Origin of the sequence: Pseudoalteromonas sp. Scap03 (genome assembly GCF_013393115.1) — a bacterium.
Taxonomy (GTDB): Bacteria; Pseudomonadota; Gammaproteobacteria; order Enterobacterales; family Alteromonadaceae; genus Pseudoalteromonas.
The window spans coordinates 660,434-680,598 of the sequence record NZ_VDEU01000001.1 but is presented as its reverse complement, the minus strand read 5'-3'; the positions used below and the strand labels follow the sequence as shown (position 1 = coordinate 680,598).

Genomic DNA, 20,165 nt, shown 5'->3' with positions numbered 1-20,165 from the left:
CATCACGCTTTTTTAGCATTTAAGGATAAGTAATGAGTCAGTTTATAATGTTCAGTATCGATGTGTTTGCCAGCCTATTTATTGTTGCATTGGGATTGCTGGTTGTATTAATTGCTATTTTTTATATTCGAGATGTTACGCAAACAAAGCATGCTATTAGGCGTAATTATCCCGTGATTGGACGTTTTCGTTATTTCTTTGAGCGCCAAGGTGAGTTTTTTAGACAGTATTTTTTTGCCCTCGATCGTGAAGAAATGCCCTTTAATCGCGCCGAGCGCAGTTGGGTCTACCGCGCGGCTAAAGATGTTGATCACACGGCCGCTTTTGGTTCAACTCAAAGTTTAGAGGCCACAGGCACAGTCATGTTTATGAACTGTGCGTTTCCTACCTTAGATGAAGAAGCCTTAGCGCCGAGCAACATAACGCTTGGCCCTTACTGTAAATTTCCTTACACCACAAATTCGCTATTTAATATATCGGGCATGAGCTTTGGTGCGCTATCCAGCCCGGCTGTACGTGCACTATCGAAGGGGGCAAAATTAGCAGGATGTTGGATGAACACGGGGGAAGGCGGCCTTAGTCCGTATCACTTAGAAGGTGGCGCCGATATTGTATTTCAAATTGGCACCGCAAAATACGGTGTACGCGACGAGCAGGGAAATTTAAGTACAGAAAAGCTAAAAGCCGTTGCTGCGCATCCAGCAGTTAAAATGTTTGAACTGAAAATGAGCCAAGGAGCTAAGCCCGGAAAAGGCGGCATGTTACCTGGGCGAAAAGTGAATGCTGAAATTGCCAAAATAAGAGGCATACCCGAAGGGCAGGATTCTATTAGCCCAAATGGGCACCCAGAGATAAAAAATCCAAGCGATATTCTAGACATGCTTACCACCATCAGAACTGCAACGGGTAAACCAACAGGCTTTAAAGCGGTTATTGGTGAACATACTTGGTTAGAAAGTTTATTCGCCGAGATTAATCATCGTGGTATTGAGTCCGCGCCCGACTTTATTACTATTGATAGTGCGGATGGCGGTACCGGCGCAGCACCACAATCTTTATTAGATTCTGTAGGGTTACCGCTTAAAGAAAGCCTCCCTTTAGTTATACAGCTATTAAAGAAACATGGTCTTAGAGAGCGAGTTAAAATTATTGTTTCGGGTAAATTAATTGTGCCTTCCAAAGTCGCATGGGCATTAGCACTAGGAGCCGACTTTGTAGTTTCTGCCCGAGGGCATATGTTTGCACTAGGCTGCATTCAGGCTATGCAATGTAATAAAGATACTTGCCCAACAGGAATTACTACGCATAATGAACGTTTACAACGTGGTTTGAATGTTGAAGATAAAGCGCAGCGAGTTGCAAATTATAATAAATACATCCATTACGGTGCGGGGCTTATTGCACATTCTTGTGGCGTTACCAGTGCTCGCGAATTAAAACGCAAACATGTACGTATAGTACAAGAAAGTGGCCTTTCTGAGCCGCTAGATAAAATGTACGAGCATTACCATTAAATACTTGCTTGTTAGTTATCGATGATGAGGTGTATTGCTCGCTCGAATGCCGGTGATTTTTAATCGCTCTAATTCGCAGCTAAACAAAAACTCTAGTGCTTCTAGGTGGCGACGCACTTCAGCAATATTTTTGCCAACTGCATATAAGCCATGATCGCGAATTAATACACCAAATTTAATCGGTGAGTGCAAATGGTGATCGCTAACTAATAAGCTTAAACGGTCAATATCATGGCCGTTATCAAAAATAGGAATGCTTAAGGTTTCTAAATGAGACCACTGTTGTGGTAATCGATGGATATGCAATACAAGCAGCCTAATGGCGATAAAGTTATTCGTTTATGTTTTGCTTAAAACGATCAAATCCTAATAGAGGCGGCGCAGATTTTATGTCAACTTTAACTTTAGCACTATTACAAAACTCATTGCATTGGCTCGATAAAAAAGCCAATTTAGCTATGTTTGAACAACAACTTGCCAACATCACCAATAAACCAGATTTAATTGTATTGCCCGAAACCTTTGCCACTGGATTTGCGGTTAACCTTGATTGTGGTGAGGCTGAAAATGGCTCAGTACTGAGTTGGCTTAAAACACAAGCTAAACAACATAATGCAGTGATTGCAGGCTCAGTATTGGTAACCCAAGGAGACAAAAAGGCCAACCGGTTTTATTGGGTACAACCAAATGGAGAAGTGAGCTATTACGATAAGCGCCACTTATTTTGTTTGGGTAACGAGGGTGAATTTGTAGTGCCAGGACAAACCCGTAAAGTGTTTGAGCTCAATGGGTTTAAAATTTTACCGCAAGTTTGCTACGATTTACGTTTTCCGGTGTTTCAGCGCAATAACAATGACTACGACGTGATGATTAATATTGCCAACTGGCCTGCGGCAAGGCGTAATGTGTGGGACACTTTATTAATGGCGCGAGCAATGGAAAACCTGTGCTACGTGGTTGGCGTAAACCGGGTTGGCGAAGATGGCAATGGTATTGACCACAGCGGTGGAACCGCAGTGTATGACTTTAAAGGTGAGCCACTGATTAAAGCGCATGATGACCAGCAAGCATTATTAACAATCACGTTAAATAAAGCGCCGCTTGATGAGTTTAGAGCTAAATTTCCGGCACATTTAGATGCCGATGCTTTTGCATTGGTATAAATTAGCGCCCAGCCGATAAAGTGCTAAAATAACCGCTGATATTTTTATTGGCGGCTTTATGAATACAACCCTTATTACACCGGTAATTTTAGCTGGCGGCATTGGTACACGGCTTTGGCCGCTATCGCGCCAAGCAATGCCAAAGCAGTTTTTATCTTTGCTTGATGATAATAACCAGCAGTCGTTATTACAAAGTACCTTATTACGAGTTGCAACTGAGGGCTTTAATCCCGCTATTTTGGTCTGTAATGAACAGCATCGATTTATTGCCGCAGAGCAGGCAGCATTTGCAAAACCCTATGCCATAGTACTTGAGCCAGAAGGCAAAAATACCGCACCAGCTATCGCTCTTGCCGCGCACTATGCTTTAAAAAATAATATCACGGGCCCTTTGTTGGTGATGCCTGCCGATCATCATATTGCAGACTTTACCGCATTAACGGCTCAGTTATCCGATGCGATTAAACTTGCTGAGCAAGGTAAATTAGTTACATTTTCAATTACGCCGACAGAGCCACACACAGGTTATGGTTATATAAAACAGGGCGCAGCCATTAAAGATACCTGTTGCTTTGAAGTTGACCAGTTCAAGGAAAAGCCTGATTTAGCAACTGCATTAACTTATTTAGCTGAGGGCGGTTATAGTTGGAATAGTGGTATGTTTTTATTTACTCCCGCGGCATATCTAAAAGAACTGGAACGCTTTGCCCCTAAAATTGCTAAAAGTGTTGCTAGTGCCACTGACTTTAAACAAGACTTAGCGTTTACCAGAGCAAATGCCCATGCACTTGAATCTTGCCCAAATGACTCAATTGACTACGCTATTTTAGAGCGCAGCAATAATGTAGTGGTAATGCCTGTGGCGTTAAAGTGGAGCGATGTCGGCAGTTTTTCTGCACTGGCTGCGCTTGCAGAAAAGGATTCGCAGGGTAACAGTCAAAATCAGCAACATATTGCACAGAATAGTATTAATAACCTAGTTATTAGCGAAGATGGGCACACAATTGCTACTTTAGGTGTGAGCGATTTAGCGATTGTACATACTCATGATGCCACCTTGATTGCAAAACAAGATTCGCTTGAAGGCTTGCCTTTAATACTTAAGCAATTGGCAATTACGCAAAATGACAAACTGGCGCATCATCAGGTGGTTTACCGCCCTTGGGGACATTATCGTACGTTAATAGAAAGTATCGGCTTTAAAGTTAAAAAAATTACCGTAAAAAGTGGTGAAAAACTCTCAACCCAGCGTCATCAGCATCGTGCCGAGCATTGGGTGGTTGTCTCAGGTACTGCAGATATATGTATTGACCAGCAAGGCTTAACACTGACCCATGACCAATCTTGTTATATTGGTGCAAAACAACTGCACAGCTTAGCGAATAATCAGCCCGAACCCTTAATTGTTATTGAAGTGCAAACGGGTGCCATATTGGATGAAAGTGACATAGAGCGATTTGATGATGTATACGGTAGAAAATAACAGTATAAATAGTAAATATGGTTGATCATTTGTTACGGTCGTAAAACTTGGTAGCCCGTAACCGTATTACTCTAGCCCTTGGCGCACATACCTTAAATAGGCTTCTAAACTGTGTTGCCACAGTGTGCTGGCTTCATTTAATGAGTTATTTAATGGCTTTTTATCAAGCAAGCGTCGTTCTATTTTTTTCAGTGCCAGTCCATAGCTATTAAAACCAAGTTGCATTGCGGTGCTGGCTTGGCGATGTAATAACTTAATGCATTGCTCGGGGTCTTGCTCTAATAAAGCTTGGCAACGGCTCAGCTTATTACGCGCAGATAGGATAAACTCATTATAAATAGAAGATACTTCGTCAATACTAAAAGAGCTTGTTAAGGTCTCTGTTGCGGTTTCATCGTATAACGTATCAATCAGCTCGACGGCAATGCTAGCTGTTTGTGTTGACTGTGAATCACTCAATGCTTGGCGTAGTTTTTCTTGCTTTAATGGCTTGCCAACAATGTCTTTAATACCCAGTGCTAAGTATTCTTTTATTTCATCAGGGCTCAAACTGGCAGTAAAGGCCAGCACCGGAGTTCGCTGATTTTTATGCTCCACTCGCTTGAGTGTTTTTAGCACTTGCTGCCCTGTTAAATCGGGTAAGTTCATATCAAGTAACACCACATCAAAGTGGTATTTTTTCATCAACTCAATCGCACTTTTGCCATCTTTAGCGAGCTTAATTTTATGTTCGTCGTCAGCCATAAATTCAACGGCTATTTTTTGGTTTAAATCTAAATCTTCAACAAGTAACACATCAAGTCCGGTTAAATAATCCTTACTTTGATGGCGCTGCTCTACAAGGCTAAGTTCACCTATTGCTAGTGTCATGTTAAAGCTAAATACGCTACCCACTCCCAGCTCACTGGTGATTTCTAGTTGGCTATTTATTTTATCGAGAAGGCGACTAGTTATAGCCAGACCAAGCCCCGTTCCGCCTTTTTCCTTACCGGCGCTGCTTTGAATGTAGGGCTCAGTTAAGTAATCAATTTCATCTTTTTCAATACCCGGGCCTGAATCGAGTACGCTTACTTTAAGAGTATGATCGAGCTGAGTTTCATTAATTAAATCAATTTGCACTTTTACTGTGCCGGTGTCGGTAAATTTAATCGCATTACCAACAAGATTAATAATGATTTGTCTGAGCTTTTGTTGGTCGCAGTAATAACAGGCTTTATCAGGGATGTTACAGGCAAGCTCAAATTTAAGCTGTTTTTGTTCGGCCAGAGGACTTAACAGCAGGCATAAGTTTTGTAGCCAAGTTTTGAATTCTATGTCTTCTTCGTACAAGGCTTCGTCATGCTGATCTAAGCTTGCGTATTCCAGTACTTTATCTACTAGTAAGTTGAGCGACTCAGCTGAGTTGATAATGGCTTCGCAATAAGCTTTATTGCGGCTGTCGCTAGTTTGGTTTAACACCAGTTGTGCGCTGCCTAAAATGCCGTTTAATGGGGTGCGTATTTCATGGCTTATAGTTGATAAAAAGAGCCCGCGAATCTCTAAGTCTTTGTGTGCTTTTTCGGTAAGTTTATTAAGCCTTAATTCTCTGCGTTCATTACACAATAGAGCCATACCGGCTGCATAAAACATAGGGGCAATCACACTGTTCAAAAATAATAGTGAGTCAAACCATGGGTTTAATATTGCATCTTGTTGTGCAACGCGATCCATAAAAATAGTTCGAGTGATAAAACTGGCTGCAACCAAGGTTAAAATAATAATGTAAACAATACTGGCATTAGGATAAGGTTTTCGCGCATATTTAAAAAAAACAAATAGTAAAAAAGCGGCTTCTACAATATGTTGAAAGTCAGAAATATAAACCCGTGAGCGCATAGATGGCTGAAAAAAAGTGAAGTAAACAAGCAATAAAGCGCTGGCAGCGGTAAATAGGCAAACAAATTTAAAACCACGACCACGATAATTTAAAAACTGACTCAGCGATAAGCAATGCACAATGGACGCTAAAAACATCATGCTATTAGCAAAGGTAATGGCAAGCTTTTCAGGGATTTTACCTATGAGCGCAAAGCCCACAATGGCGGCTAATAGTAGTAAAGGGTAGGAGATATAAAGTAACGTGCCGGGGACATGCTTATTGGTACGCCAAGTTAAAAAGTTCAGTAACGTCATCACTGTCATAACAGCGATACTGGCAAAATAAAGCGTAAATGAGTCGAGCATTAAGACCCCAACAGCGATTTTTAAAGAAGATATAAAAACAGGCACCTGAAGTGCCTGTATTAAATTTATTTAAATAAGCCTTAACGAATTTCGTCAGGAATATTTTGTTGTGCCCAAGAGAGTAGTTCAATACGGTTACGGCATTTAGTTTTTCTAAATGCGCTGTATAAGTGAGTTTTAACCGTGTGTGGGCTAATGCTTAACTCTTCAGCAATTTCTTTATTTTTCGACCCGTTACTCATTAACGAGATAATCGCTTTTTCACGTTTAGTGAGTTTGATTGGCTCAATATCGCCATCAGTTAGCTTATGTAGTGCGTCTTTGTTAAATTGCAGCATACGGTTGAGCGCATTACACATAATATCACGACGATACCAAAGCTGATCTTCAAGTAGTAAACGAATCCCTTTCATTAATACGTCAGCATTATCGGTGGTGTAAAATACACCGCGAATACCACTGAGTAATGCACGATTAGCAAGCTCTGGGTTTTCATCTAAATTAAACAACACAATATCGCATTTGACGCGTAAATTAACGAGCTGCTCTTTTAGCTTAGTCCATGCGTCTTTACTTGATGTTTCAATGAACAATAAGCGAGTACCTACCGGAACATCTAAAATATTCGTACCTGTAGTTACGTCTAGGCCCTGCGTTTTTAACAAAGGCTCTAAAACGTTAATACCAATAGTGTTAATTGGTTCTTCATCTAACAACAAAAAGGCTGAACTGCTCATGTATTTTACTCTTTTATAAAGCTGGCTAATTAATCTTACCACGATCCCTGCACACCTTTTGTATTAGGGAGTAACAATTTCACTGGCGAAAAGGTGCGATTTACGATTATTTAAACATAAAATGTTGCAAATAAGTAATTGTTTTTTTGGTATATAAGAAAAACGCCGTATTTTTAATGTATTTTTTAAGATACAGGATTTAATGAGTGATTATAGCGCAACTTTTTTAGTGTTTTGATACGGAGGCCAGCCCATTTCTTTTCCCGCTAGCATATGCAAATGAATATGGTAAACGGTTTGTCCACCGTGTTCATTGCAGTTCATCACCACGCGGTAGCCGTCATCGCTAAAATTAAGTTGTTTGGCAAGCTTAGCCGCTACCACATATAGATGACCAACAAGATGTGAGTTTTCCTCAGTGACATCATTAATCGTGGCAATGGCTTGTTTAGGAATAATCAACGCATGAAAGGGTGCTTGAGGGTTAATATCTTTAAATGCAAGTGCTAGGTCGTCTTCGTAAATAATGTCAGCAGGAATTTCACGATTAATAATTTTAGTAAAAATAGTCTCTTGACTCATAATGATGACTCTAATTTTTTCGATTAATATGTATACCACTAATGACAAATTTTGCCAGCAGTGTCAAACTGAAATCAACTAAAGGAGTAATTATGCGTAAATCAATATTATTAGGCAGTGTAGCGGCGCTCTTGGTGAGTGCATCTAGTTTGGCAGAAAACATTCACTTTCCCGAGGAGTTTGTTCCTTTACAAGTGGGTGAACGAGTCATTGAAAGTTCGATTTTTAGTCGTGTTGATGATGTTGAGTTAGCACCGGGTACTTATCAGTTAAAGCTTAAATACACAGATTTATATGATTTAGGTTATGACGATCACGAAGTGATTGAGTCAGAGCCCTTTTGGGTCAATGTAACCGTTGAAGCAGGTAAAGATTACACCTTAGTATTTAATCGTGCTGAAAATGCGGTGGCAGCAAAAGTATTTGCTGAGGCACCGCAAGTAAGCTTAAAAGCAAAAGGCAGTACCTTAGCTGAGCCATTAAATGTGATAGCTGAACGACAACTACAAAGTTCACAGTTTAATCAGCAGGCCTCAGAAACCCCTGCCGGCCCACAAAAACCAAGTCGCCCAATTAAACCGATTGCGCCAATTAATGGTAAGGGCATGCCAAGCGCTGCCAATATGCTCGACTTTTGGTGGCAACAAGCAACGCTCGCTGAAAGGCAGGCTTTTTTAGATAAAGTAACAAAATAATTAAGCATTAAAAAAGGGCCAAGTTGGCCCTTTTTAATTTATTGATAACGCTATTTAAATAATGCGTCAATGGTACCTTGTGCCAGTGGGTGATAACCCGGACGTGCTTTTAAGTATACGCTTTGTGCCCAATCTTTTTTACCATTGGTAATAAGCGCTTTATAAAGCGGCACGATAAGCTTACGACGACCAATACCCGATAAATGCTTATCAAGCGCAGGGTAAATCGGTTGGTAACCATTACCTACTGCTAGCATGTACCATGCAAACGCACGTTCTGCGTTGGTTGATTGGGTTAAGTTAAACTCGCCGTCTAATTCAGTCATTTTTTCAATGCTTAAATCGCGCGGTAAGTTGTTTAAAAAGTGTAGCCACTCATGCACAGTCCAATTTGCAGTGGGTAATTGTGCGGCAGTTGTATCCCCTTTTAACCAGCTCGCTGTTACAGTATCGACTTTATCGAACGCGTCAGAGGTTGGGTTAGGTGCATCACTTGGTAAACCGGGCTGAAAAATCCACTCGTTTACTTTATCCATGCTCACTACGCCTGGATACTTTTCAATTAAGTTAGCTTTGATGTAAGAAACAAATTGCGCAGTGGTTAGCGATTTAAATGCAAACTCATTAAAATAGGTCTTAACAAAGTCATCAAACTTATCACGGCCGTATTTTTCTTCTAGGTAAATTAAAAATAGCTGACCTTTTGTGTAAGGCACTGAGCTAAACGCATCATCCGGATCACGGCCATTTAGTTTTAAATTAAGGCGTGTATCTGGGGCATCAATGGTTTTAAGTTGCGCACGTAGGCCAGCTGCATCAAGTGCTTGTTCCATAACAGCACGGTCACGCCCAAATACCTCTTCCATAATGCGGTTTTCAACGTAAGAGGTAAAACCTTCGTTTAACCATAAATCTTCCCATGTAGCGTTCGTCACTAAGTTGCCAGACCAAGAATGTGCAAGTTCATGCGCAATCAGATTAACTAAGCTTTTATCGCCAGCAACAACCGTAGGCGTAATAAATGATAAGCGTGGGTTTTCCATACCACCAAACGGAAAGCTAGGTGGTAGCATAAGTAAATCATAACGACCCCATGCATAGTCGCCGTACATGGCATTGGTTTTGTCGATCATCGCTTGGGTGTCATTAAATTCAGCAACCGAGGCGTCTAAAATAGTCGGCTCTGCAAAAATACCAGTTTGCTTAGACATGGCCTTAAATTCTAAGTTACCTGCACCAATTGCAATTAAGTAAGGTGAAATAGCTTGTGGCATAGTGAAGTGGTAATCACCATCTTTATAAAGAGCATCTTTATTATCAGCACTCATTACTGCACGAATATCCTCAGGGGTATGAATGCGCGCATTATAAGTTACACGCATTGCTGGGGTGTCTTGCACTGGGATCCAACTACGTGCATGAATCGCTTGTGACTGGCTATACATAAACGGGTGAGTTTTACTGGCAGTTTGCTCTGGCGTTAACCACTGTAAGCCAGACGCTTCTGGGCGGCTGTTATAGTAAATACGAACTTTTTGTGCTTGATTTTTAAAGGTAATAGTTAGTTTTGAGCCTTTAACATCATCGCGGTTAGCAAGGTTGAAACTAGCTTTATGCCAATTACCATTTGCCGTTTGATACATCACTTTATCAATATCAAGGTCACGGGTATCAAGTACTAGCTTTTTACTGTTGGCATTTTGCCACTGTAGCGTATGCTCAACAAAACCTTCCAATTGCTTATCAGCAAAGTCGATGTCTAAATCAAGGTTTAAATGCGTGGTGATAACATCATCAAGGTTGGCGTAGGAATTTTGATCAATAGCGCTGGCCATTGCTTGCGAGCACATACCTGCCATAGCTAGGCTTAAAAAAAGAGGTTTGATTTTCATAATTACCTTGAGTACAAATAAAAAAAGTGCAGGTTTTATATCATGATTGCTGCAGTGGGTTGAACAATTTTTACAAGCTGATGCGCAATTTGCGACGATGAGTTAAACTAGAGCGATTAATTTCTGCTACCTTTAGAGGGCTTTGTGCCGCACTCATTACAACCCTTACATACATTTGCATTAAGTAGCCAATGCCAAAATTTTGTCGAGATTACCGACTCAGCGCAGCTTAAAAGTCAGTGCTTTAAAGTCCCTTTTTGTTTGTTGGGTGAGGGCAGCAATACTATTTTTTTAAATGACTATGCAGGCACGGTCATTAAAATGGCAACCCAAGGCATTACTATAACTGAGCGCTCGCATGACTTTTTAGTTAGTGTAGCTGCCGGTGAAAATTGGCATCAATTAGTGACTTACTTGCTGGAGCAAGGTATCGCGGGGTTTGAAAATTTAGCCCTCATACCTGGTACAGTCGGTGCTGCACCAGTACAAAATATTGGTGCCTATGGCGTAGAAATAGCTCAGTTTATTGAAGCTGTTGACTATTTTGATATTGATAGCGGTAGCTTTAAATCTTTAACTAATCAGCAATGTCACTTTGCTTATCGTGAATCGGTATTTAAACACGCGCTAAAAAATAAAGCAGTGATCACCCAAGTGCACTTTAAGTTGTCCAAAATATGGCAGCCAGTACTCAGTTATGGCCCGCTACAACAACTAAAAAACCCGACGCCACAGCAAGTGTGCGCACAAGTGATACAAACGCGTAACAGCAAACTCCCAAATCCCTATAAGCTGGCTAATGCGGGCAGTTTTTTTAAGAACCCTATTATCACCAATAGTGAATTAGCGCAGTTAATTACGACATATCCTGAGGTACCTCATTACCCGCATGGTGCCGGTCACCATAAAGTGGCTGCAGGGTGGTTAATAGAGCAAGCGGGATTGAAGGGATATAAAATTGCAGGTATAGAAGTGCATCAACAACAAGCGCTGGTACTAGTTAATCATGGTAATAGTACAGGGGATGATTTAATTAATATGATTGCTCACATTCAGGATATTGTTTTAACACGTTACAACATAAGTTTAGAACATGAAGTGCGGTTAATTGATCAACACAATGAATGCCATATCTCTTTGGAGCAATCAGTATGAAGGCACCTGATGGAAACAAGCTGGCTATTTTAAATGCACTGAATGAAGGTGGGTTCGTCTCTGGGCAAGCACTAGGCGATGAATTAGGAATAAGTCGCGCGGCGGTAAGTAAGCATATTCAAAGCTTACAGGCTATGGGCTTAGATGTATTTAAAGTTACAGGTAAAGGCTATTGCTTAAATAACCAAGTAGGTTTACTTAATCAGCAAAGCATACAGCAGCACTATGCTGAGTTAGGCGCTAATACCGCGAATATTGAAGTGCAACCACTGATTGATTCAACCAACAGCGAGTTAATGCGCCGCATTCAAGCTAAAGCAGCACTAAAATCGGGTACCGTGATTGTAGCCGAAATGCAGCAAGCAGGGCGGGGGCGTCGAGGCCGAGTATGGCAATCACCCTTTGGTGCAAACTTATACTACAGTTATTTTTGGCGCTTAGATGATGGTTTACAAGCCGCGATGGGCGTATCGATTGCTGTTGGTTTAGCGGTGTATGATGCGATAAAAGCACTTTATGGTATTGAAGTAGAGCTTAAATGGCCAAACGACATTTATATAAACAAACAAAAACTCGCAGGTGTCTTGGTAGAATTAGATGGGCAGCCACAAGGGCCATGTCAGTTGGTAATAGGGATTGGTATTAATTTAAATATGCCACAAAGTGCCAGTCAGTACATTGACCAAGCGTGGACCGATTTAAGTCAGCACACCCAGCAGCTAGATAAAAATCAACTAGTAGCTTCATTAACTTATTGTTTAGAGCAACGCTTAGCGCAATATCGTGAGAATGGCTTACAAACTATGTATCAACAATGGAATGCATTAAATGCATTTGCTGGTCAGCAGGTAGAGCTTAATACCGGACATCGAAGTTGGTGTGGCATTTGTGAAGGTATAGATGCGCACGGTGGTGTACGTATTCGCCAAGACGGTGAAGTGAAAAGTTATTATGGCGGTGAGATTTCATTAAGAAAGGCGCAAGCATGAGATTACTCATTGATGTAGGTAATACCTCACTCAAAGCTGTATTGTGGCAAGGTGGGCAAATACAGCCATGCGATACTAATAATATTCCATGGCTGCAAATTACGGTTGTTGTATACGCTTGTGTGGGCCGTAGTGAATTACTTAAGCAGCTATTAGAAAAAGCCCAAGCACAAAATATCGATTGCTTTGAGGCTACGGTTAGTCATGAACTAGGTACGTTACATTGCGCGTATCAACAAGTGGGTAATTTGGGTATAGATAGATGGTTGGCGCTCATTAGTGGCTACACGCTTTACCCTAATACGGCCGCAATTGTTGTTGATGCAGGCACGGCAACGACTATAGACGTCCTTAATATTGATGGGCAGCACTTAGGTGGTTGGATATTACCAGGGCTTGATTTAATGACTGCCTCACTCACCCAAAATACTCAGCGCGTATTTGATGATGCAAACACGCCATTTGCTAATGAGCTTGGCAAAAATACCCCTAACGGATTAAAAAATGGCGCTTTAGTGGCAACTATTGGCGCAATTGAACAAGCAAAGCTGCATTTGAATACAAAAAATAGCCTTTTAATTTTTGCTGGTGGTTATGGTCAGCTATTACAAGGGCATTTTTCAGACAGTATTTTCGACCCAATGCTAGTGATGAAAGGCTTAAATTACTGGTATGAGTTAGCTAAAAAGAGTTAAAAACAACAAAAAAACTGCTTTTTGCGCGAATAGTGAGCGTTTGAAGCATAAAATCACATTTTTTTTAATTTTTTGGTTGCATCCCAATAAACCTTACTCTAGAATCTCGCCCCGTACTAAAGCAGTGCCGACTTAGCTCAGCTGGTAGAGCAACTGACTTGTAATCAGTAGGTCAACCGTTCGACTCGGTTAGTCGGCACCACTTTCCTTTTACCGGAAGTGCTTAGTATAAAGAATTATCGTGGAGGGGTTCCCGAGCGGCCAAAGGGATCAGACTGTAAATCTGACGGCTCAGCCTTCGCTGGTTCGAATCCAGCTCCCTCCACCACTTTATTCTAGACGGTTAGAGGTAGTTTAAGAACAGGTTCCTTAAAGCGGGCATCGTATAATGGCTATTACCTCAGCCTTCCAAGCTGATGATGCGGGTTCGATTCCCGCTGCCCGCTCCAATTTGATGATGCTGATATAGCTCAGTTGGTAGAGCGCACCCTTGGTAAGGGTGAGGTCGGCAGTTCAAATCTGCCTATCAGCACCAGTCAATTGAATCTCCTTAAACACTTCCTTTATCTGTCAGAAAAAACTATTTGAAATTTGAAAAAATTAACTTAATCTACCTATGGTGGATTATTTTCATATGTAATCTAGATACACAAAACTGATAGGTTCCGTCATGGCAAAAGAAAAGTTTGAACGCGTAAAACCGCACGTAAACGTTGGTACAATCGGCCACGTTGACCACGGTAAAACTACACTAACTGCAGCAATCACTAACGTACTTGCAAAAGTATACGGCGGTGTTGCTAAAGATTTCGCATCAATCGATAACGCTCCAGAAGAGCGCGAGCGTGGTATCACAATCTCAACTTCTCACGTTGAGTACGATACACCTACTCGTCACTACGCACACGTAGATTGTCCTGGTCACGCCGATTATGTTAAAAACATGATCACTGGTGCTGCTCAAATGGACGGCGCTATCTTAGTAGTTGCTGCGACTGACGGTCCTATGCCACAAACTCGTGAGCACATCCTACTTTCTCGCCAAGTTGGCGTTCCTTACATCGTTGTATTCATGAACAAATGTGACATGGTTGATGATGAAGAGCTACTTGAGCTAGTAGAAATGGAAGTTCGTGAACTTCTTTCTGAATACGACTTCCCAGGTGATGACTTACCACTAATTCAAGGTTCTGCACTTAAAGCACTTGAAGGCGAAAAGCAGTGGGAAGACAAGATCGTTGAGCTTGCAGAAGCACTAGATTCTTACATTCCAGAGCCAGAGCGTGACATCGATAAGCCATTCATCATGCCTATCGAAGACGTTTTCTCAATCCAAGGCCGTGGTACTGTTGTAACTGGTCGTGTTGAAGCTGGTATCATCAACGTGAATGACGAAGTTGAAATCGTTGGTATCAAAGAGACTACTAAGTCTACTTGTACTGGTGTTGAGATGTTCCGTAAGCTTCTTGACGAAGGTCGTGCTGGTGAGAACATTGGTGCACTTCTACGTGGTACTAAGCGTGAAGACGTTGAACGTGGTCAAGTACTAGCTAAGCCTGGTTCAATCAACCCACACACAACATTCACTTCAGAAGTATACGTACTTTCTAAAGATGAAGGTGGTCGTCATACTCCATTCTTCAAAGGTTACCGTCCACAGTTCTACTTCCGTACAACTGACGTAACAGGTGACGTACAGTTACCAGAAGGCGTAGAAATGGTAATGCCTGGTGATAACGTTAAGATGACAGTAACTCTAATCGCGCCAATCGCGATGGACGAAGGTCTTCGCTTCGCTATCCGTGAAGGTGGCCGTACTGTTGGTGCTGGTGTTGTTGCAACTATCGTTGAGTAATCAACAGCTGTAATGCATTAAGCATTAAAAAAACCCGAGCTTAGTCTCGGGTTTTTTAATGCCTTCAATTTAGAGAATAAAGCATAAAGGTGGCTCTCTTACCTTAGGCGTAGGTGCTTTGTAGCAATGATCGTAGAGTAATCATCAGTTGTAATGTATTAAGCATTAGTAAAACTCGAGCTAAGTCTCGGTTTTTTTAATGTCTGTGGTAAAGTGTAAGTATTAATTTTATTACTGTAACAGAGCAGGAAAATGAACTTAATCAGTTAGTAACCAGCATTCTTACGTAACTCATCAAGCATATCTTGGTTACCCATCATTTCGTCAAGCGTTGCCCTGACTGCATTGCCAGAGCTATTGTCATAAACTGAAAGTAGATGCTGCGCCATTTGCTTCGTATAGCCATCTTGCTTATTTTGAGCTTGGTAGTATTGCGCCATTAACCCTTGTGCAGCTAAGCGACGGATATAATCATTCGTGTCTCGCTCTAACAAGTTTGTAAATTGTTCTGCAAGGCGGTAATCAAGTACCGGTGTTTGAGTTGTTAACTCAACAGCTTGAATTTTAAATTTTTCGTCACTACTGTTGTTCGCTAAATTTAAAATGTTACCTACTACTTCATAGTCATACTCAGGCATAGTAGATTTATTTAGAATATACATATTCATTTGCAGTTGGCTAAGTGCAGATAATCTATCTAAATCTGCCATGCTTGGATCTAAAGTTTGCTCTCTTAATTGAGAGTTTATTTGTTTAGCATAATCTGGTTCTGATTTGATCCTTAAATCATAGTCTTCTGGTAAATCTGCATAAAAACCATAAAGAGGATTTTGCTCGCGCAGTTCCTCAGCTTCTTGCTGCTGCTTTTCCTCAAGTACGTTAAGAACAAGTTCCTTAAATTCGTCGGTATCTTGTTCTTGATAAGAGCCATTAGCGTGTAGTTTTAAGTTAGCTAATTGGCGTTGTAGCGAACTTACTTTCTTGCTTAGTTCGTCAATTAAGGCTTCATTTGATTGCTGGTATTCTGTAGGAGTACTAATAGAAACTGTGGGGCTTAGCTGTTGCTGCTTGGGTTTATTAAGCGAACTTGGCTGATTTTTAAAAAATGTTCCGTAGCATGAAATTACCAAGGCAAGTGTTGCTATAGTAATCGCAATAGTTCCTTTGTTTATAGTCATAAAATAATCTGCCTCTAAAATGGGTAATTTATCTGTTTTCGAAATATAAGTCTGTTAAAAAGTGTGTTAAATGAAGATGAAATATACGGATTAATTAAGAAGGCGGGGCGTGAGTGGCGAAATACGGTGTTTTAAGTGGCTAAAAGCGCTAGACCTAAGCCTAGCGCATAAAGCTTAATGCGATTTTGCGTATTGCTCAGCTTGCTTCCATACTCTTAGTGTATTGCCGCTTAAAATCTTTTTAATATCGGTATCGCTGTAACCTCTGTCCATCAAACCTTGAACTAGGTTAGGGTAGCTAGATACATCTTTTAAGCCGATAGGCAGTGAGTCACCTACACCGTCGTAATCAGAGCCAATACCAACATGATCGATACCAATTAGCTTCACAACGTGATCAATATGATCAAGCACTTGCTCAAGGCTAGCAAATGGGAATGGATTTTTAGCGCGGTACATAGCATCAAAATCTTTAGCTACTTTTTTGCCTTCTTCAGTAATTGTTTGCTTTTTACTTTTGAATTGATCGTACCAACTTCCGGCTTTTGAAGTAACAAAACTTGAGCCAAAGTTAATTTGAATCACACCACCGTTCTTTTTAAGGGCTAACAGCATGTCGTCATTCATATTACGCTCAAAACCAGGCGTATATTTACGTAGTGAAGAGTGTGATGCAATAACGGGTGTGTTAGACAATTCCATTACTTGATAAAATGCATCGTCCGAAATATGCGATACATCAATCAGCATGCCGATGTTATTCATCTCTTTTACTAGCTCTTTACCGAATGGACTTAAGCCTTTCCACTTGCGACGAATATCGTATGATGAGTCAGAAATATGATTGCTTTGCGAGTGAGCTAGGGTGATGTAACGTACGCCACGATCAAAAAAGTGTTGTAGGTTTTTCATTTCGCCCTCGATAGGCGACCCGTTTTCCATGCCCATGGCGATTGATATTTTATTGTCCTTGAACTGTTGCTCAATGTCTTGTGTTGAGTCAGCAATGGCAAACTTATCTGGAGCACGAAACGCAATCGCTTCCATACCATCAATTAATTGATTCGCTAATTGGAAGCTTTTTCCTTTGCCTTCAAACTCTAAATGAGCAGGAATATAAATCGACATAAATGGCGCGTTTAAACCGCCTTTTACTGCACGAGGGTAATCAAAATCACCGCCCTCAGTGGCTTTAGTTACATCCGCCCATTTATCATGAATGCGGTAAGGTACATCAATGTGAGTGTCGATTAAAATGGTATCGTGAGCAAGCTTAATTGCTTTATCTGAAGGGGTTATTTCAGCGCTGACTGCGCCGGTTAATGCAATCGACATTGCAGCAACTAGTGAGCTTAGTTTTATCATTTATAATGGCTCTTTGAGTTAAAAAAACCATTGTCTATTTTTACGTCGTGTCTGACAAGTTTACTCGTCGAGTTGCGCTTCACTTTGCAGTGCTTTGAATTCACTTTTAGAGATTATGGTGACCGATTCGTGCAGTTCAGAGAAAAACACCATAGCTTCGCCGCTTTTTAATTGCTGATTTACTTGCGCCACTTTACTTTCAATACTGAATTCTTGTTCGCCATAATCTGTGCCTTCACGCAGTACATAGCTTTCAATTAGGTTGTACAGTGTGTCTTTATCAAGTTGTTCAAAAGGAATAATCATAGTCACTCTTTATCGGTGTTATTAAATACACATTGCTTAAAATAATCAGGCACCACTTGCTCTAACCAATACACCGGTTTAAACGGGTTGTTACCGCTAATAAAACCAACGTGGCCGCCTTTTTCAGAGATACGCAGCGTAACATGCTCACTTACATCCTGACTACTTGGAACCGCTTTAATCGACAGCATAGGGTCGTCTTTGGCATGGATAATTAGTGTAGGTGTCGCAATATCTTTTAAGTACGGCATCGCACTGGCTTTTTTGTAGTAATCGTGTGCATTCTCAAAGCCATGCAACGGTGCTGTAAGCTGGTTATCGAACTCTAATAAATCGTCAATTTCCATTAATTGATCAGTGGTGATCGGTATCTGTTGTTTAATTTGCGGTAATTTACGTTGCATCGACTTTTTCATTCGATCGAGCAAATATTTTTGATAAATTTTACCTAAGCTTTTACGAATAACATCACTAGATGATGATAAATCATAGGGCGCAGATATCACGGCAGCTGCGTTAAGCGGGCAGTGAATGTTTTCTTCGCCTAAATACTTAGCGAGTACATTACCACCCAATGAAAAACCCACCGCTACAATAGGGCGATTTGGAAATTGTTGTTTTAAATGATTTATAAAAAAAGCTAAATCGGCGGTGTCGCCACTATGGTAGGCTCTGGGTAAGCGGTTTACTTCGGTTGAGCAGTTTCTAAAGTGCATCAATGCGACAGCAAAGCCTTGCTTTTTTAATGCCTTCATCATGCCTTTGGCATAAAAACTGTTTATGTTGCCTTCAAGCCCATGAAGTACCACTGCGAGTGGTGCTTTTTCGTTATGCGGAAGTGACCAAGCAAGCTCAATAAAGTCTCCGTCGGGCGTATCAAGTTGCGCAAGTTCGTAGCGAGTATGATGAAAAGGGCGGAAAAAACGCGGTATTATGGTTTGAACGTGTCGGTTGGTCATCCACCATGCGGGTTTGAACTTAGGGATCATGTCTGTACTACGCACTTTGCAATTAACGAAGCGCTAGTGTAGCAAATTTTTTATATTTAAAAATAAAAAGCGCCTAATCAGTAAACTAATAAGGCGCTTTGTGCGTCGTGCTTAATGCTGTTCTTTAATGTCTGCATCGTGTACTTTTTTCATGAAAAAATACACAAAGAAGAGGCATAAACTAATAACGACGCCTAAAAATCCAAATGATAAAAATAGTACTGGGTCGCTAAAAAAATCTCTAAAGAATACGTCCATAATTGCCTCCTGATGTCTATGAGGTAATCATAGGCTGGCTCAGTGGTACTTGATATGATCCAGATCAAGCTATTTTACAGATTATAAAATGGGCAATGCAGATGTTGATTTTGATCAATAAAGTTAAGTCGATTTTGCACTTTTTAGTAAATTATCTGCGATTTTTTAATCACTTTTATAATAAAGATGGTCAGCAAAGTTCAGCTTTGAATAACCGTTGCTTTGTTTTAGGTTAAATAAAATAAACCTGGTGTTAAATATATTTGACATGGCTAAAAAGTGAACTTATAGTTTAAAAGTCAAAAATATTTTACTTGGAGTTAGCTTTATATGACTCGTTCAGAGCACTTTAAAGAACTTTTACAAAGCATAAGTTTTAGAGAACTGACGCTGAGTATCGATTTACTGGTAAGCGTGTACATATCTTACTTTTATGTAAACAGCCTAATGAATGCGAGTACGCAGCAGCTTAGTTCTGTTTCTTGGTTATCTGGCTTATTGCTACAGGTGCTAATTTATTCTGTGATACTTATAGTATTGAGCTATTTATTACTTACATTTATCAGTGATAATGAATTAAATCAGCCACCTGATGTGAGAGAAAAGCAAATAAATTTAGTGGGTTATAAATATAAGGCCATAATCTTACAGGCGGGAATTTGTGTTGCTATTTTTCAATATCAAATTGAAGCTAATAACTGGGGCCCAGCTATCGAATATAATATTCCATATTTACCAATGCATATCATGGTAGGCGCTTTTTTGATTGCCGAAATAGTCAATTACATAGCGCAGCTTTATAAAGGCAGAACGGGTGATATCTATGAGTGAGTATGCAATAACTAACTCTATTCGAACATTACGCTTTTTACGCGATGAAATGACGCAAAAGCAGTTAGCAGATGCTATTGGCGTAACGCGGCAAACGGTAATGGCAATTGAGGCAAATAAATATTCACCCACTTTAGAGGTGGCTTTTAAAATTTCTTTAGTTTTTAACTTACCTTTAGAAGAGGTATTTCAATACAAAACTAAAGATATATAGCTTGGTGTATAAAAGTAAACCAAAGTAACCATGTATATAAA

Annotated in this window: 18 protein-coding genes, 4 tRNA genes and 1 pseudogene; 14 read left to right on the top strand and 9 right to left on the bottom strand. The window is 40.5% G+C overall.

Going from position 1 to position 20,165, the window contains the following annotated elements:
* The first annotated feature begins 32 nt into the window (after positions 1-32).
* A complete protein-coding gene (locus tag FHG08_RS03135) occupies positions 33-1,514 on the top strand; it encodes an FMN-binding glutamate synthase family protein (protein ID WP_178956763.1) in 1,482 nt (493 codons plus the stop codon).
* Positions 1,515-1,529: 15 nt separating this feature from the next.
* Here the strand turns inward: FHG08_RS03135 and FHG08_RS03130 are convergent.
* Positions 1,530-1,790, bottom strand: a pseudogene (locus FHG08_RS03130) (class II aldolase/adducin family protein); the annotation flags it as partial.
* Positions 1,791-1,903: 113 nt separating this feature from the next.
* On the opposite strand from FHG08_RS03130, the gene FHG08_RS03125 reads away from it, so the two are divergent.
* On the top strand, positions 1,904-2,677 hold the full coding sequence (locus tag FHG08_RS03125) for an amidohydrolase (RefSeq protein ID WP_178956762.1): 774 nt from the start codon (positions 1,904-1,906) through the stop codon (positions 2,675-2,677).
* A gap of 58 nt (positions 2,678-2,735) precedes the next feature.
* The gene (locus FHG08_RS03120; protein ID WP_178956761.1) at positions 2,736-4,160 is read left to right on the top strand and encodes a mannose-1-phosphate guanylyltransferase/mannose-6-phosphate isomerase; all 1,425 of its coding nucleotides are present in this window, start codon (positions 2,736-2,738) and stop codon (positions 4,158-4,160) included.
* Between the two features lie 66 nt (positions 4,161-4,226).
* On the opposite strand, the gene FHG08_RS03115 is transcribed toward FHG08_RS03120, so the two are convergent.
* From FHG08_RS03115 to FHG08_RS03105, 3 genes are all read right to left on the bottom strand, one after another.
* Positions 4,227-6,383: a response regulator gene (locus FHG08_RS03115; protein ID WP_138609558.1), complete on the bottom strand. Its 2,157-nt coding sequence runs from the start codon at positions 6,381-6,383 to the stop codon at positions 4,227-4,229.
* 80 nt (positions 6,384-6,463) lie between these two features.
* Positions 6,464-7,120 (bottom strand): response regulator transcription factor, encoded by a 657-nt coding sequence (locus FHG08_RS03110; protein ID WP_138609560.1) that lies wholly within the window; start codon positions 7,118-7,120, stop codon positions 6,464-6,466.
* Between the two features lie 210 nt (positions 7,121-7,330).
* The gene (locus FHG08_RS03105; RefSeq protein ID WP_010392287.1) at positions 7,331-7,702 is read right to left on the bottom strand and encodes a histidine triad nucleotide-binding protein; all 372 of its coding nucleotides are present in this window, start codon (positions 7,700-7,702) and stop codon (positions 7,331-7,333) included.
* Between the two features lie 92 nt (positions 7,703-7,794).
* Here FHG08_RS03105 and FHG08_RS03100 point away from each other — a divergent pair, with 92 nt between their 5' ends.
* Complete coding sequence (locus tag FHG08_RS03100; protein WP_010392289.1) at positions 7,795-8,397, top strand: DUF2057 domain-containing protein; 603 nt, start codon at positions 7,795-7,797, stop codon at positions 8,395-8,397.
* Positions 8,398-8,447: 50 nt separating this feature from the next.
* Here the strand turns inward: FHG08_RS03100 and FHG08_RS03095 are convergent, their stop codons facing one another.
* Positions 8,448-10,289 (bottom strand): M1 family metallopeptidase, encoded by a 1,842-nt coding sequence (locus FHG08_RS03095; protein ID WP_178956760.1) that lies wholly within the window; start codon positions 10,287-10,289, stop codon positions 8,448-8,450.
* Between the two features lie 144 nt (positions 10,290-10,433).
* Between FHG08_RS03095 and murB the strand changes: the two genes are divergently transcribed.
* The 8 genes from murB to tuf all read left to right on the top strand — a co-directional run bounded on the left by murB (position 10,434) and on the right by tuf (position 14,983).
* On the top strand, positions 10,434-11,444 hold the full coding sequence (gene murB, locus FHG08_RS03090; RefSeq protein ID WP_178956759.1) for a UDP-N-acetylmuramate dehydrogenase: 1,011 nt from the start codon (positions 10,434-10,436) through the stop codon (positions 11,442-11,444).
* Positions 11,441-12,433 carry a bifunctional biotin--[acetyl-CoA-carboxylase] ligase/biotin operon repressor BirA gene (birA, locus tag FHG08_RS03085; RefSeq protein WP_138609568.1) on the top strand — a complete coding sequence of 331 codons (993 nt, stop codon included), beginning with the start codon at positions 11,441-11,443 and terminating at the stop codon, positions 12,431-12,433. Before murB ends, birA begins: the two co-directional genes overlap by 4 nt.
* The gene (locus FHG08_RS03080) at positions 12,430-13,128 is read left to right on the top strand and encodes a type III pantothenate kinase (RefSeq protein ID WP_178956758.1); all 699 of its coding nucleotides are present in this window, start codon (positions 12,430-12,432) and stop codon (positions 13,126-13,128) included. Before birA ends, FHG08_RS03080 begins: the two co-directional genes overlap by 4 nt.
* Positions 13,129-13,254: 126 nt before the next feature.
* A tRNA-Thr gene (locus FHG08_RS03075) sits at positions 13,255-13,330 on the top strand.
* A gap of 41 nt (positions 13,331-13,371) precedes the next feature.
* A tRNA-Tyr gene (locus tag FHG08_RS03070) sits at positions 13,372-13,456 on the top strand.
* Between the two features lie 46 nt (positions 13,457-13,502).
* Positions 13,503-13,577: transfer RNA gene (locus tag FHG08_RS03065), tRNA-Gly, on the top strand.
* A gap of 10 nt (positions 13,578-13,587) precedes the next feature.
* Positions 13,588-13,663: transfer RNA gene (locus FHG08_RS03060), tRNA-Thr, on the top strand.
* A 135-nt stretch (positions 13,664-13,798) separates the two neighbouring features.
* Positions 13,799-14,983 carry an elongation factor Tu gene (tuf, locus tag FHG08_RS03055; RefSeq protein WP_004589660.1) on the top strand — a complete coding sequence of 395 codons (1,185 nt, stop codon included), beginning with the start codon at positions 13,799-13,801 and terminating at the stop codon, positions 14,981-14,983.
* Between the two features lie 266 nt (positions 14,984-15,249).
* Here the strand turns inward: tuf and FHG08_RS03050 are convergent, their stop codons facing one another.
* From FHG08_RS03050 to FHG08_RS03035, 4 genes are all read right to left on the bottom strand, one after another.
* A complete protein-coding gene (locus FHG08_RS03050) occupies positions 15,250-16,161 on the bottom strand; it encodes a hypothetical protein (RefSeq protein ID WP_178956757.1) in 912 nt (303 codons plus the stop codon).
* Positions 16,162-16,335: 174 nt separating this feature from the next.
* Positions 16,336-17,526, bottom strand: coding sequence for a dipeptidase (locus FHG08_RS03045; protein ID WP_178956756.1), 1,191 nt, complete (start codon positions 17,524-17,526; stop codon positions 16,336-16,338).
* Positions 17,527-17,586: 60 nt separating this feature from the next.
* Positions 17,587-17,832 carry a YheU family protein gene (locus FHG08_RS03040; protein WP_178956755.1) on the bottom strand — a complete coding sequence of 82 codons (246 nt, stop codon included), beginning with the start codon at positions 17,830-17,832 and terminating at the stop codon, positions 17,587-17,589.
* Between the two features lie 2 nt (positions 17,833-17,834).
* Positions 17,835-18,821, bottom strand: a complete 987-nt coding sequence (locus FHG08_RS03035; protein WP_138608410.1) for a hydrolase — start codon at positions 18,819-18,821, stop codon at positions 17,835-17,837.
* Positions 18,822-19,409: 588 nt separating this feature from the next.
* Here FHG08_RS03035 and FHG08_RS03030 point away from each other — a divergent pair.
* Positions 19,410-19,910 (top strand): hypothetical protein, encoded by a 501-nt coding sequence (locus tag FHG08_RS03030; protein ID WP_010392329.1) that lies wholly within the window; start codon positions 19,410-19,412, stop codon positions 19,908-19,910.
* A complete protein-coding gene (locus FHG08_RS03025) occupies positions 19,903-20,124 on the top strand; it encodes a helix-turn-helix transcriptional regulator (protein WP_010392331.1) in 222 nt (73 codons plus the stop codon). The genes FHG08_RS03030 and FHG08_RS03025 overlap by 8 nt, the downstream gene beginning before the upstream one ends.
* The last annotated feature ends 41 nt before the right edge of the window (positions 20,125-20,165 follow it).